Raw genomic sequence first — 13890 nt, forward strand, 5'->3', positions numbered from 1 at the left:
TACGGCGGGCGCTGCCCTGGTTCGCGGGCCGGTTCTGGTGCCAGTATCAGCAGCTTGTCCGGGCCGGGTGGGAGCGCGCCGATCACCTGCACCGCGAGGAGCCCCTGCTGCACCACCCAAGTCCCACCGTTGACGTGCGCCCTCGGCACCGGGCGTCGTGGGAGCCGTTTGGGAGCCAACCTGCTCCCCGAGCCCTTCCGACACCACGCAAGCCTCATTGAGCCCACGCCTCTGACCTGCGCAAACACCATCCATGCAGGCGAGATCACCAACCGAACCTCATTCGGGACGAAGAGGTCGTGGGTTCAAATCCCGCCACCCCGACAGCGAAATACGAGGTCAGGGTCACTTTCGAAATTTCGGAGGTGACCCTGACTCGTTGTGCGTGTCTATCTGCGTGACTAGCGCTCCGGATCCCGCCTGAAGATGCCATCCATGACCACGGCACCGGTCTGGATCACGGGCCGGATCTGCTTCCGGTAGACCTCCTCGGTCACGGCCGTGCCGGAGTGACCGACGAGACGGGAGATCTCCTCCAGCGGGACGCCTCGGTCCGAGAGCAGGGACACAAAGCTGTGCCGGAGCTCCCGAGGCGTCCACTCGTCGGCGTTGATCCCCTCGGCCTCCTTGAGTGCCTGACGGAAGGCGCGCCGGACGTTGGTCGCGTCGAGCGACTTGCCGACGGCCGACGAGAAGACCAAGCCGTGTTCCTCCCACTTGTCGCCAGCAGCGAGCCGTTCCCAGCCCTGGTCTTCGAAGTGCTGCCATAGGACCTCCACGCAACGCGCCGACAGAGCGAGCGTGCGCTGGGACTTCCGGGGCTTGGTGTCACCGCCACTCCGAACGGAGCGCCAAACCGCGATGTGCGGAGGTTGCGGCGGGTCGGCATCTGGTCGTCCCTTCAGAAAGGCGTGGTCCCAGGTGAGGGCCCGCAGCTCCTCGGTGCGCGCGCCAGTCAGCAGGGCGACGACGATGTACGCGTGCATGGAAGTCCCCTCGGCCGCCTTGAGCACCGCCTCGGCTTGGGCCAAGGTGAAAGCCTTGGACGGCCACCCAGCCTGGCCCTGGGGTACGGAGCACAGCTCGACTACGTTGCGCTTCACCTTGTCCCGCGCCATGGCCCGCTTGACCGAGCGGTTCAGACAGGAGTGGATGGCCTGCAGCGTGCGTGTGCTGAGGGTCTTGGACTTGTCAGCCAACCAGCGGTCGACGTCTTCCGCGCTGAGGTCGCGGAGCTTCCGGGCGCCCAGAGATGGGATCACGTGGTTCTGACTCAGGATGGTGCAGTTCTCGACGGTGCCCGGATCACGGCCCGCCAGGCCGAAGGCAAGCCAGTCGTTCACGGCGTCTGCAACGGTGTAGCCCGTGGGGGCGATCGCAAGGCCATCCTCGTGATCCCGCAACACCTCCTTAAGCTTGTTCTTCGCCTCAGTCTTGGTCTTGCCACCCCCCGCTTCACGATCCGCTTGCCGCTCGGGTCGAAGCCCAGGTTCGCCGTGGCGATCCAACGCTGTCTCTTCTCGTCCCAGTGGAGCCCGCCGTCACCGCGGCCGCGCCGCTTGGTCATCAGGCGGCCTCCTCAAGCTGGTGCTCGATGAAGTCGCGTACGGCGTCAGCAGGTATCCGGCGAGCACCATCGATCTTGATGGAGGCGAGCCGATGAGTACGGATCAGGTCGTAGACCTTGGAGCGTCCGACCTTGAGCCGCGCCATGACGTCCGACACCGTCAGCAGTTCAGGGGTAGCAGTCATGCTGCGGCTCCTACCAGGACGAGTTGATCGCGTAGGGCTTCGCGGGCGGTTTCGCGGTTGAGCTGGAGGTCGCGGGTGATGGTGGCGGCGAGGGCGGATTCGCCCGGGGTGTGGCCGTGTCCGGCGTACTGCCAGTCGGCCAGGATCAGGACGGTGTCCGGCTCGGCGTCGTCCAGGCCGAAGGCTTCGCGTTTCTGGGCGGCGCGGTAGTCAGCGCGTGCCTGGCGGAGGGCGCCGAGGGTGGTGGAGTAGCGGCGGGACTTAGAGGAGAAGTGGCCTCGGAAGCCGAGCATGTGCGCCCAGGCCCACAGGCGCCGATCCGGGTACAGCGGATCGAGGACCTTGCACGCTTCGATGAGGCGGCGGGTGTGGTCGGGCACGCCGTGGCGGTCGAGTTCGGCGATGCGGCGGTCAAGGGTGCCGGTGTTCTCGGCGGCCTTGGTGGCGTACTTGGCGACGTAGGAGGCCACGGCCTGTTCGGTGATTTCGGAGCCGTCGCCGAACGCCTTCACTGACCGGACGTCGAGCTGGATGCCCCAGCGGAAGGTGCGGGCCGGTTGGCCGTCGGCGGCCGGGACGGATACCGAGGTCTAGGAGTGCGCGGCAGCTGCACGGATGGCGTCGGCGAGGAGATCGACCGTGGCCCAGGCAGGTGGCGGGGTGTCTGGTCCTTCAGGCCCGTCGATGCGGATCACGGCGTGGAAGTGCACGGCGCCGCGCTTCTGGAACTCGGCGACATTGCCGTAGGAGAGCCGGGCACACTCCTTCAGCTCCCGCTGGGTGATGCCGCCGCGGGCGGCGATCTCGCGGCGGAGCCGGTTGGTGAAGCGCTGCCAGAGCTGCCCAGCGTGGCTATTGAACAGCACGGCGCCCGCGTAGTCGTACGTCTCCGGGTCCAGGGCGGTGCCCAGGGCGGGGTCGTCGGCGGCGTGGCGGGTGCCGCAGCGGCAGACGCCTCGGTCGGGACGGTTGTGGGCCGGGCCGAAGGAGGGCGCGGTGAGGGTGGCGAAGACGCGGGGATGGTCGCGGACGGTGGCGGGGATGTCGCGGCGGTCGTCTCCGGCGAGACCGGCTCGGATGAGGTGGTAGGTGTCCCCGGCGTAGGTCCAAGCGCAGGCCGGGCAGCGGGAGGCGCGGCGGTTGCCGCAGGCGACGCGGAGACGGCCGCCCGGCTCGTTCTCGGTGGAGTAGTGGTGCGGGGTCTCGCCGGTGACCTTGTCCTTATGCAGGATCCAGCGCGCAGGTGGATGGGGTCGGCGCAGCCTCCGGTACGGCGGATCTGGTCTTCCCGGCGGGTGTAGTCGGGGGCCGAAGCCACCCTCAGCAGGTCGCCGAGGGTGGTCGGGTCGAGCAGCAGGTCAGGCACCGGCACCCTCCCGGACGCGGCGGGCGGGAACGGTGTCCAGGGCCCTTGCAGGCCGGGCAGGCGATGGTGAGCGTGGGCAGCTGCCCACGCCGGTCACGGCCGCCGATGGTGATGGCAGCGGAGGCGAAACCGTCGCAGTTCGGGCAGATCCGCGCGGTTGTGTTGGGGGCCGGGGTGGGGCCGGTCATGATGGAGGTCCTTCCGGTTTCTTGGATCGGACAGGGACGGCGCCCGGAGCGGCGGAAGTTTGGCGACCGAGGCCGCTCCGGGGCCGGTCAGATGCGGCCGGAGCGCCTACGTCCGGCGTTGAAGATGCGCTTTTCCTCCGGCGTGGCGGTGCCGTTCTGGATTCGGTCGGCGATCTCGTGGTGCCGCTGGACGGCCTCACGCTTGATAGCGCGGTACTCGCGTTCGGCCTTGACGGGATCGGTGGCGGGACACTTGCTGAAGATGCGCATGTCAGTGCTTCCTTTCGGCGTTGAGGAGGGAGCGCAGGACGACGGCGCACGCAGCGACGGAGGCGCCGGTGATGGCGACGGCCAGGAGCATGGAGACCAGGACGGCGCCGATGACCAGGACGACGGCGGTGCCGCCGCCGACGAGGGCTAGCGCGGCGCCGGGCGTGAGCTGCACGACGGGCCGGGACTGGTCCGGTGCCACCGGAGCGGGCGGCGGGGTCTGGGCAGCCGGGACGACGGCGGTCGGCTCGATCACAACGGGTGGGGCCGTGTGGCCGGTCAAGGTGGGCATGGTCGGGATCTTCGGGCGGAACATCGGTGAACTCCCTTCAGTGCTGGGCTACTTCATGAACGTGTTGATGGCGGGGGCGAGGACGCTGTCGGCGAGGAGGAAGCCGCCGAGCAGCAGGACGGCGATGAGCCACCAGGGCGGGCGGATGAGCTTGATGCCGAGGTAGCCGACGACGAGCAGGGCGAGCCAGAGCGGTACTTCCACGGCGGTGCCTCCTAGCGGACCTTGCAGCGGTGGGTGCGGGCGGCGAGCTGGGGCGGGACGCCGAGGCGGGCGCGCACGGTGTCGGTGTCGATCGGGGCGCCGGTACGGGCGCGGTGGTCGGCGGCGACCTTGCGGGCGTGGTCGACCAGCGCGGCCGGGACAACGGGCGGAGCCGAGGCGGGCTCAGAGGCGGGAAGCGCGGGAGCTTCCTGGACCGCAGGCGCTAGGGAGGCGTCCAACTCCGCTACATCCGCCCGCGGTTCGGGCTCGACTCCGGGAGGGGGGCCAGGGTTGCGGGTGCCGGCGGATCCGGCACCCGGTCCGTGGCCGAGTGGGCGAGGAGAGTGCCGCCCATGAAGGCCAGCGCGGGCCACGCGGCGACCAGGATGCGCAGCCACGCCGGGACGTCGCCCAGGTCGAGGAGTCCGGCGGTGGCGACGTTGGCGCCGAGCGAGGCCACCAGGGCGATGACGAACCAGCACCAGGCCAGCCGGGACGGGCCGTCCGTGCGGAGCCGTCGCCAGGCAGCGACCAGGAGCAGGTCAACACTGACCTGGTAGGCCCAGGCTTTCCAGCCGTCCTGTCCGGCAGCGGCGGCCAGGTCGTGCAGGTGGGCGAATGACAGCGCGCCAGCAATCACGGCCTGAACCAGGACGGCATCCAGGCGGTTCGATCGAGGCATGGGTCTTCACCTCCCTTCGGGTCAGAACAGGGGAATTTGTGCGTGCGAGGCATCCGGGTTTTGGGTCGGCGCGGTAGGGCGCATGGCGTCGAGGCCGCGGGTGCGCCAGCGCAGGGCGTAGTCGAGGCAGTTGGCGCAGTACTTGTGCGGGTGGCCGGGCAAGGCGGGCCGGTGGCGGGCGTGGGAGCTCCAGGCAGCGGAGTCCGCGGAAGCCAGCAGGTGGCCGACCTTGGCGAGGCCGAGGGTCTTGAAGCCGAAGCCGTGCAGGCGCAGCCCGAGAGAGGCCATGGCGGTGACGATCGCCGCGCCCTCAAGGGTGGACTGCAAACGGCATACCGAGCCCAGCCCCACAACGGGCTCTTGGCGCAGGTCGACCCCGGCCCGCTCGTACATGGCCAGGCAGCGTTCGTAGTCGGGGATCGTCCGGCCCTGTAGTACGGAGATTATCCGCAGGTCGGGGGCGAGGGAGCGCAGTTCGAGGAAGTTGGCCACGGTGCGGCGCTGGTGCTCAATGACGCTCAGATGGGTGCCGACGAAGTGCAGCTTGCCCACTGTGCCGCCGTGGATGATCAGGTCTTCGCACATCCAGTCCTGAGGCGCAGCCCAGTCGTAGGGGCCGACGTGCTCCCAGATGCGGCGCAGGTCATCGACGTACTGGCGCGGGCTGCGGGTCCACTGGCCGTGGCGCTGGAGTTCGGTGAAGCCGCCGGAGTCCACCGCGTACGGGCCGAGAGCCTCATGCAGCGTGCGGGCCACAGCGAAGTGCTCCGACTTCAAGAACAGCGGAAGATCGGTGAGCTTGACCCAGTGCCGTTTATGGGTGGTCACGTAGAACCTCATCGGGGAGTTCCCTCACGTGGTCGGGTTCGGGGAGATGCCGGTGCCTGGTTTTCGGCATGGGCGGGGTAGAGACATGGCGCGAAGTAGTCGCGCCGACGGGGAGAGGGAAGATCAGGCCGTGGCAGGAGCCGTTTTGGACAGCGGCACACGAGCCGAGGGCAGCGCGGCAGCCGCGGGGCGGTAGGGCGCCAGCGCGGGCAGGTCCGTGGTGCGGTCGGCGTACTTGTTGCAGACGTTCACCGCCTGCCACAGCGAGGTGTGCGGGGCGCGGATGCGATGCCAGCCGCCGGTGGAGTCCCCGCCGATGGCCAGCCCGCGCGTCTCGGCGGGGGATCAACAGCCAGCAGCGCGGTAGAACTTTCCCTACGTTCATCAAGGCCCGCGCACGGCGCGAGCGCTCGGCGGCTGCGGGCATGAAGTGGGCAGACACCCTCTGTGGCTGGGGCGGTCGGCTCCACGGCTTTAGGCAGCCAATTTGGCGCGAGCCTCGAAGATCATGGCCCAAGACCGGCACTAACGGGCAGGCTCACAAACCTGCCCGATCCGCTAGCTTGCGGAATGGGCCATGATCACTCGCACCAAATCAGCTCCAGCCCAAAGCCGCTACGCCGACCTCTATTAGGTATCCGGTCCGGACACCATATGCCTGTCAATCTCCAGCACCCACGGACATCCAACCTCGGATGTACCCTTCGCTCGAAATCTGCATTACGAGTCGCGCAGGAGTGGGAGACTTCTGAGTCGCCAATCCAGATGCTCAATTACGAAATCCGGCGCACTAGCGATGTCTCGGATCTGAGGCCAGGTCTCATGTAGCTGTCGCACGGTCGTATCCACTACGTCCACGACTCGGGATGGTTCCGCACCGCTGCCATGGAGGCTTTCGGCAAACCGCCTGAAGTGTTCCCTGGTCAGGTATCGCATGTCCGTCTGTCCGGCTATGGGCAGGGTGAGCCCTTTGCGCTGGTACAGCGCATAAGAGGTGACGGCAACAAGGTCATAGGCGGGCGATAGCCGGGGCGTGCGTCCGTCGGCGTAGCGCAGAGACCAGTTCTTGAGGTGCTCGTCGTTGTTTCCGACAGCAATGCAGAACACTAGACGGCGGATATACTCATCAAAGTCTTCAGGGCAGTTTTCCAGAATAACCTGGCCGATGAGTTCCTGAGTGCCACGGTCCTTGCTTGCTGGCATGACGTCGAAGATCTGAGCAAAGTCTTCCTGATGCACTCGCCCGCGTTCAGTGCGGTCGAAGCGGCGAACCACAAAGGCGCTTCCGCCGTTACCGAGGTACTCCTGAGGAAGCCGTTGCAGGCATGATAGTGGAACGAGACGATTCTCGGGAATATCGATACCAATGGCAGCCGCCCATGCCATGGCGATGTGCTCATTGGCAGGAAGCTCGGCGTGAACGTTGCTCGGCAGTTTCACGATCCAATCGCCAAGCTCATGAAGGTTGGGTAGGTAAAATTTATCTCCCTCAGACTTCATCGAGAACTTCAGCTGCATACCCGACAAGGAGAACCCAATTGCCGAATTCCCAGAAGTCGTTTGTGCTTCTTCCAGCACCTCTACCATGTCGCCTGGGAGGTCGCCCTCAGCCTCCACCCGAACAGCACCAGGCAGGTCGTGACCGAGGTGAAGCAGAAGCAAAAAGTCTGGAACGTCACGTCGACGAAGCTGCTGATTATAAATTTTACGCAGCGCGGATTCACGTTCGGGTAGTAGATTGGCGAACCAACTGGGAACACCGGTTACGGGGCGGGAAGCTACGTCAGGGTTGTACTCAAAAGGGAGCCCGAGCACGGGGTGATCAGGGTCCAGATCCTCATAGGTGAAGAATGTACGGCCCTGTGCGTAATGGAGAACGCCCACGTGCCGGTCGCCGAGCAAAACACGGGCCCTCGCCGTCCTAGCCGCCATAGTCGTCCCCCATCAACGTCGGCAGACGCCCCTTTTCGCGGAACCCTACACGCGCGAAAGCCTGGATCCGGCGACTGATTTCAGCGCTAAGAATTTCATCACGTCGAAGGGCGAACTCGTCAAATCGCCCCTCACGCAAGAGAACAACGCTCACCTCATCAAGAAACTGGCCCTCCAGGGCTTCGTGCCCTGACGGAAGCGAGATCACGGACTCCAGCAGTTGCTCACGAGAAACGGACGGATGCAGAAGAAAGTGACCCAACGTTGTTGCTTCCATAACGGGGACACCTGTCACCAAGGAAAACATTTCTCCCCCGCTATCTAGCCACGGCGTAAGGATCCCGCTATCCGTCAGCGGAGCACCCGGCAGCTCGCTGAACTGTCTGGAGGGCACGATCAAGAGCGGCTGCGCCCCAAGGAGGCCCAGCACGTTCATCCGGCCCTCAGGGGACTCAAGTCCCTTAGCATGCACGTCAGTTCTGTACCGTCTGCTCTTCGAAGGCGGAAGGGAATCGAGGAGTCTACGGACCTCATCGCCTGCGGTGCTTGCCACTGCCTCGAGCGCCCTACGTTTATCGACCTCTCTTCGGATTACGTCCGTGCGCCACACCCAGCGCCGCAGCAACTCGCGAATATGAGGTTCCGGAGCACCGAACACGCTGAAGAACCTGACCACCACCGGAAGCACTACCTCGGCGGGCAACAACCGTACATGCGGAATCCGGGCATCTTTCCGCAACCATCTCACAGTCGAACTGAGTGCTTCAGACAGCTTCGTCTCGCCTTCCACGAAGGCATGCCGCGGGCTGGAATGGTACAGCTGCAAAGTCTCAGCCATGCCGACAGGCGCATCAGCACGCGGGGAAAGGGCTGCGACCACACACTGAGCCGCTAGCTCCTCTTTAAGGCGACCGAAGCCCAATCTCTCACTGTGTGACGAGAGTGTCTCCACACCTCCACGAGGTTTCCTTCTGGGCCTCTTACGGGCACGATCCAAATCTGCTTGGGCTAGGCCGACGCCGCCGCGGTTAATCCGAGTAAATACATCGTAGAGGGCGCTGGTATCTTCGAAACCGCGCATCACGATGACCGGCATGGCATACCCAGCCAGGCGACTTCCCAAACTCAGGGCCTCGCTTCGACTCTCCTCAGAAAGGAAAGGCCGCTCTCGAAGCCATTCGAGCAGTTGACGCCTGTGCACCGCAACTGGAATCGGCAACATGAGAAGGTGCTGAGGCGACCCGGTTGCGAAACGCCTGCTTTCGAGGTCGTAACAGACCAAATATGGCGAATCCTCGTTCGCGTGCCATGCTCCGACGAGCGCGGACAGGCGCTGGAATCCATCGATAATCGTCCACGCGACAGGGTTTTCTGGAGCGTGGATCGCCACGCCGCCCAGCTCCATTTCCTCTGCGCCCGCTGGCTGCTCAGCAAAGAGCAGCTGTCCGGCGGGATAACCTCGGGATAGGGAGTCGAAGAATGCAGTGATCTGCTTAGGTCCCCACACAATCGGGCGGGAGTACGTGCTGGCGCGGAACTGACCCTCTTCCGCCAGCCTCACGAGCTCGCTCAGAGACATGGCCATGGTCTGCTGCACCATGTTGTGAGCCACCGGACCGCCTCTCCACCCTTAATGAGCCCCTGCCGATGATAGAACGCGCTGCCGAGACGCCGTGGCGGGCGCGCAGGTCAGAGGCCATTCCCCCGCTCAGAACGCCTCCGGTCGCCCACCCTAGTGCCGTACCATCCTTGCGGCTGTCGGTCACCCGCCACAGCAAGCGGCGACGACAAGCAGGCGATGCTGGTCTCCAGAGGAGCACCCAGGTTGTCTGCCCAGCCGAACCTGAGTGATGGACGCTGCTGCCGCGGTGAGTGTCTAACTGCGTGACAACGCCGACGGACAGCGGCGGACAACCGCGCACACCTGCGGACCATCCCAGCAGGTGAGAAGCACACCAACCCCAGGTCGAGCGTCCGCCCGAGTTGCTTCGGGACGAAGAGGTCGTGGGTTCAAATCCCGCCACCCCGACAGCCGTAGTACCAGGTCAGGGGCCTGATCCGCGAAAGTGGGTCGGGCCCCTGAGTGGTTTCCTGGCTTCCCTGGGAACCGCCCGGGAACCGGACTCAGAAGCCGCCCCCAGCATCCCCCCCCCCCCCCCCCCCCCCCGACAGATAGCGCCTGGTCCACCACGCGGAGGCGTTGACCGCACGCGTGACTGCGGCTTACTCAGAGCGCGAAGCGGGTGCTGACACGGACAGCCCATGCAGGCACCCTCCTCTCCCTCCTCCCGAGCCACCGTTCCCAGCCAGCTCGGCCGGAGCAGGGCCTCAGCCGAGCTGACCCCAGTCCCCCCACGCGACGGCGCCTACCTCATTGAGCTTCGTCGAGTTGGCCACCGGTCGGGCGAAGGGCCGTTAAGCGCAACGAACGAGGTCACCATCCTGTTGATCGAAATATCTGAGCCTCAATCACATTGCTCGATTGCAGGAACTCACTCCCACCGAGAAGACCGTCGACAGGGCCCGGCTGCGGCACACGCCACCCCCGCGGGAACAGACCTTGCCAATGATCACCGGGTCTATGTCTTGATTAGTTCATGACATTAGACCGACATACGGGATAGAGGCGCCCGGACGTCGCCGCGTCAGCGTTTACCAGACGAGCACAGACCTTGCGCCTTAAATCCTCAATTACGAAGCAAATTTGCCGGTTGATGAGATGACAGTCGTTTTTCGTGCTTGAGTGCGTTGGGTAGCAAGTCACCTGCCTGTGAGGGAAGTTACCTTTGAGTATTACTGTCGACTCGTCGCGCCTCTCTCGTGCGCGAGGAGTCCACCTACCTGGCGATCCGCACCAGCCAGGGCGGTCGGACCGTCTACAGCACGCGCATCCCGCTCGCCGACCTCTCGGTCATCCTCACCATCCCCGACCCGGCCAAGCCGGACCCGGACAACCGCAAGGTGGACATCAATCACGCCAAGGGCTTCGGCCAGTACCTCGCCGGTAACCCCGGCTGGGTGGCTCCGGCCCTCCTCATCCGCGACACCGGCGGCTGTCGCTTCGAGCCGATCAGCGAAGATGGCTCGGTCGGCTACCTCACCGTCCCGTGGTCCATCGGCGGTATCGGTCGTCTGATCACGATCGACGGCCAGCACCGAATCCTCGGTGTCCACCTGGAGAAGAAGCGCATCACGGACGAGGTATCCCGGATCGACCGGGAGCTGCACCGCGCCAACGAGGCCAAGAAAGCAAAGCTGGAGCAGGACCGTGAGGCCCTGATCGGCCGAATGCAGCGGCTGAAGGACGAGTTCGTCGGCATCGACATCTACGTGGAGCCCGACGGCGTCAAGGGCCAGCAGATGTTCGTGGACGTCGCGGACAACGCCAAGGGCATCTCCGGTGCCGTCCGGGCCCGCTTCGACACCTCGCGCATCGCCAACCGCACGCTCAGCGACATCGTCACCCACCCCCTCTTCCTCGGCAAGATCGACATCGAGCGGGATCGGATGACCCTGACCAACCGCAACCTGATGGGCGCCAAGCACGTCGCCGACATCACGCGCGCCGTCATTGCCGGTCCCGGTGGCCGTGTCAGTAAGAAAGTCGAGTCGCTGACGGACAACGAGGTGATCGAGAGCGTCCGCGGCTTCCTGGACGTCATCTCGACCGCCTTCACCGAGTTGGCGGAGATCACCGAGGAGGACGTGGACAACTACGACCCCTCGCTTTCCGAGAAGAAGAAGAACGAGCCGCCGGCGCCCCCCACCAAGGCCATGAGACTGCGCGAGTCCTCGCTTCTGGGCTCGGTGGGCATGCTCCGCGTCCTGGGCGGCGTCTATCGCAATCTACGGGAGGACGGAGCCGAGGACGGTGACGTCCAGGAGTTCTTCAAGCGACTCGACCGGCACATGACGGCCCCGGTCACCGAGGAAAGCATCTGGCGTACCACGGACGCGAACGAGGACTTCGAGCCGAATGCCTCCGCCCCGATCATGCGTCAGCAGAACGTTGTGCACCTGACCAAGGTGATCACGGACTGGTACAAGAAGGCCCCGACCTCCATCTGATCGAGCAGCAACACCAGAGCCCCCTCCACATCTCACGTGGAGGGGGCTCCTTGCGTCGCGTACATGTTCCGACCAGCCCGAGGGCTCCACACCCAGTGACCGATGTGACCCTTCCGGTGCTACCTCACGGCGGGCCCCGACCTGGCTTTCATCGAGCGTGCGTTCGCCCTTTGGCCAGCACAATCTCCTGGCGTCATGCCGATCCGGCCTATGCGCTGCGCATATCACGCCATTCTCCCAGGGCACGTTGTCCTGCCTACCTGGTGACCTCATCCTGAAACGTTCGCCATCAGCTGAGGGGAGCAAGGTGGACGTGCCACGACGTGCCGCGAACGACCATGACGTCATTGGGCAGACCACCGGTCTGCTCGGCTTCCTCAAGGAAGTCGTACAGAGCAGCCATAACCGTCTGCGTGACGACCGCCGCCCACGGGAGCGCATATGGCTGGCTCACCTGCCCACATCCGTACGACGCCCGTCAGACCGAGTCGATGGGCTGCTGCTCACACTCGACCACGTGCCGCAAACGGCGCCACCGCCCCTGCCGGAGGTGCTGGATGGATGGGTTTCCGCGGAACAGTGCCAGGACGCTGATGGCGGTGATCCACCGCTGGCACTCGAGGGGCCGGGGCGAGAGCTGGTGCGAGCTGCGGACGGCCGTCAGTGGTGGGAGGAGGCGGAGGATCACACCGTCCGCCGAGAGGATGCAGCCGAAGTGCTGCGGGCCTACGGTCCGTGGCTCGACCGCTGGCGCCGGTGGGCAGAGCGGGAGCGCACGGAGCGATCCCTTCGGGAGTTGTACGAGCAGATCTACCACTGGCACCAGAAGCTGACCCAGCAGGACGACCAGCTCGAACTCGTTTTGGCTGCTGGCCTGTTGACATGGAGCGATCCGCGCGGCGACGCCGTCCATCGTCATCTGCTCACTCACCGGGTTGAGACGTCGGTGGAGCGCAAGACCGCTCGGCTAACAGTGCGGCTCATGGCCGAAGGCGCGGTGCGACTCGAGGATCAGGCGTTTCTCGACACAGACGACGGCTGGGCCCCCGAGCGCTCGGCCGCGCTCGCAGAGGAGATAGCTTCCCAGTCGCTGCACCTGCTCGGCACGGAGGCACTGGAGCAACTGGTCCAGTGGCAGGAGCGCGTGCTGCAGCGGCCGGTCGCGTTCAGCGCGGAGTGGCAGCCTCCACGCGAGCCGGAGCCGGGCGCACGGCTGACCTACGCTCCAGCCCTGGTGGTGCGCCCACGGGACCGAAACGCCCTGCTGGGCTTCTATGACCGAATCGCGGACAGTGTGGCCTCCGAGGCGCACGCTCCTCTGGGGCTCGCTCAGCTGGTGATGACACTGGGCCCGGAGGAGCGCGCGAACTGGGGTGACCGCGAGATCCCGCCCCTCTTCGGAGATGACCCGCTCTTCCCCGGGAAAACCAACGAGCGACAGCGGAGTGTGCTGAGGCGCCTGGAGCACGACACGGGTGTAGTGGTACAGGGGCCACCGGGGACTGGCAAGACACACACGATTGCCAACCTGGTCTCCGCACTGCTCGCACAGGGGCAGCGGGTCCTGGTGACCAGTGCCCGCGATCAGGCGCTGACGGTTCTACGGGACAAGCTCCCGCCTGCGGTGAGGGACTTGTGCGTCCTCCTGCTCAGTTCCGCGCGGCAGGACGGGACGGATGAACTGGAGCGTACGATCAACGCCCTGACGGACCAGGTCGCCGCCAGTGATCCCGAGCAGCTTCAGGACGAGATCCGTCGGCTCTCCGCGCGCCGTGAAGAGGTGCGAGGGAGGATCGGCGCCCTCACCGAGCAGGTGATCGCGCTGCGGGAGGAGGAGGTCTACCGTCACCCGGAGATCGCGCCCGGATACGCTGGCCCCCTGGCCGCTATCGTGCAGCGCGTCCGGGACAATGCCGCTCGTCACTCCTGGATCGGCCTGGTTCCGGACGAAGGACCGACGCCCTCAGTTCCCCGCTTTCTCCCGCACAGGCAGCGGAACTGCTGAGTCTGCTGCGGGACGGAGCAGCTGAGCCGCGCGCGGGCGGCACTCTGCCGGATCCTGACACCCTGCCTTCGTCCGAGGCCCTGGCCCAGGCTCTCGCGGTCGGCCGTATCACCGATGACGGTCTGTCCTCCACCGCCACTGGCATTCGCGACTCCCTCGCCCAGCTCGACACCTCCGTCACCGATGAACTGGCCTCGCTTGCCGGTGACTGCCGTACGGCACTGCACCATCTCGGGCTGCCGGTTTCAGCCGACCAGTGGGACACAGCCAAATGGACCACCAAGGCCCTCTTGGACCGGCTCT

General features: G+C 65.7%; 9 protein-coding genes and 4 pseudogenes. 2 read left to right on the forward strand and 11 right to left on the reverse strand.

Annotated elements, in window-relative coordinates:
- Positions 1-401: 401 nt before the first annotated feature.
- The 11 genes and pseudogenes from ACOBQU_RS17685 to ACOBQU_RS17735 form a co-directional block, all read right to left on the reverse strand.
- Positions 402-1567, reverse strand: a pseudogene (locus ACOBQU_RS17685) (site-specific integrase).
- Positions 1567-1752, reverse strand: coding sequence for a helix-turn-helix domain-containing protein (locus ACOBQU_RS17690; protein WP_423628108.1), 186 nt, complete (start codon positions 1750-1752; stop codon positions 1567-1569). Before ACOBQU_RS17690 ends, ACOBQU_RS17685 begins: the two are co-directional and overlap by 1 nt.
- A pseudogene (repSA, locus tag ACOBQU_RS17695) lies at positions 1749-3118 on the reverse strand (replication initiator protein RepSA). The gene ACOBQU_RS17690 and the pseudogene repSA overlap by 4 nt, the downstream one beginning before the upstream one ends.
- 275 nt (positions 3119-3393) lie before the next feature.
- Entirely contained in the window at positions 3394-3576 is a 183-nt protein-coding gene (locus ACOBQU_RS17700; RefSeq protein WP_423628110.1) for a hypothetical protein, read from the reverse strand.
- Between the two features lies 1 nt (position 3577).
- Complete coding sequence (locus ACOBQU_RS17705; RefSeq protein WP_423628112.1) at positions 3578-3892, reverse strand: SpdD-like protein; 315 nt, start codon at positions 3890-3892, stop codon at positions 3578-3580.
- Positions 3893-3916: 24 nt separating this feature from the next.
- The gene (locus ACOBQU_RS17710; RefSeq protein ID WP_423628114.1) at positions 3917-4072 is read right to left on the reverse strand and encodes a hypothetical protein; all 156 of its coding nucleotides are present in this window, start codon (positions 4070-4072) and stop codon (positions 3917-3919) included.
- Positions 4073-4083: 11 nt separating this feature from the next.
- A pseudogene (locus ACOBQU_RS17715) lies at positions 4084-4754 on the reverse strand (DUF2637 domain-containing protein).
- Between the two features lie 21 nt (positions 4755-4775).
- Complete coding sequence (locus ACOBQU_RS17720) at positions 4776-5594, reverse strand: DUF7221 family queuine tRNA-ribosyltransferase-like protein (protein ID WP_423628116.1); 819 nt, start codon at positions 5592-5594, stop codon at positions 4776-4778.
- Between the two features lie 111 nt (positions 5595-5705).
- Positions 5706-5924, reverse strand: a pseudogene (locus tag ACOBQU_RS17725) (plasmid transfer protein); the annotation flags it as partial.
- 378 nt (positions 5925-6302) lie between these two features.
- Positions 6303-7514, reverse strand: a complete 1212-nt coding sequence (locus ACOBQU_RS17730; protein ID WP_423628118.1) for a type II toxin-antitoxin system HipA family toxin — start codon at positions 7512-7514, stop codon at positions 6303-6305.
- Positions 7504-9114: a GmrSD restriction endonuclease domain-containing protein gene (locus ACOBQU_RS17735; RefSeq protein ID WP_423628119.1), complete on the reverse strand. Its 1611-nt coding sequence runs from the start codon at positions 9112-9114 to the stop codon at positions 7504-7506. Before ACOBQU_RS17735 ends, ACOBQU_RS17730 begins: the two co-directional genes overlap by 11 nt.
- 1220 nt (positions 9115-10334) lie before the next feature.
- Here ACOBQU_RS17735 and ACOBQU_RS17740 point away from each other — a divergent pair.
- Complete coding sequence (locus ACOBQU_RS17740; protein ID WP_423628121.1) at positions 10335-11582, forward strand: DNA sulfur modification protein DndB; 1248 nt, start codon at positions 10335-10337, stop codon at positions 11580-11582.
- A gap of 307 nt (positions 11583-11889) precedes the next feature.
- Entirely contained in the window at positions 11890-13587 is a 1698-nt protein-coding gene (locus ACOBQU_RS17745) for an AAA domain-containing protein (RefSeq protein ID WP_423628123.1), read from the forward strand.
- The last annotated feature ends 303 nt before the right edge of the window (positions 13588-13890 follow it).

It is taken from the genome of Streptomyces sp. G45, from assembly GCF_049542095.1.
In the GTDB taxonomy this organism is placed as follows: Bacteria; Actinomycetota; Actinomycetes; order Streptomycetales; family Streptomycetaceae; genus Streptomyces.

Coding starts and splice junctions, on each gene's coding strand:
- ACOBQU_RS17700 (WP_423628110.1), bottom strand. CDS start 3,576: ATGCGCATCTTCAGCAAGTGTCCCGCCACCGATCCCGTCAAGGCCGAA.
- ACOBQU_RS17705 (WP_423628112.1), bottom strand. CDS start 3,892: ATGTTCCGCCCGAAGATCCCGACCATGCCCACCTTGACCGGCCACACG.
- ACOBQU_RS17730 (WP_423628118.1), bottom strand. CDS start 7,514: ATGGCGGCTAGGACGGCGAGGGCCCGTGTTTTGCTCGGCGACCGGCAC.
- ACOBQU_RS17690 (WP_423628108.1), bottom strand. CDS start 1,752: ATGACTGCTACCCCTGAACTGCTGACGGTGTCGGACGTCATGGCGCGG.
- ACOBQU_RS17735 (WP_423628119.1), bottom strand. CDS start 9,114: ATGGTGCAGCAGACCATGGCCATGTCTCTGAGCGAGCTCGTGAGGCTG.
- ACOBQU_RS17720 (WP_423628116.1), bottom strand. CDS start 5,594: ATGAGGTTCTACGTGACCACCCATAAACGGCACTGGGTCAAGCTCACC.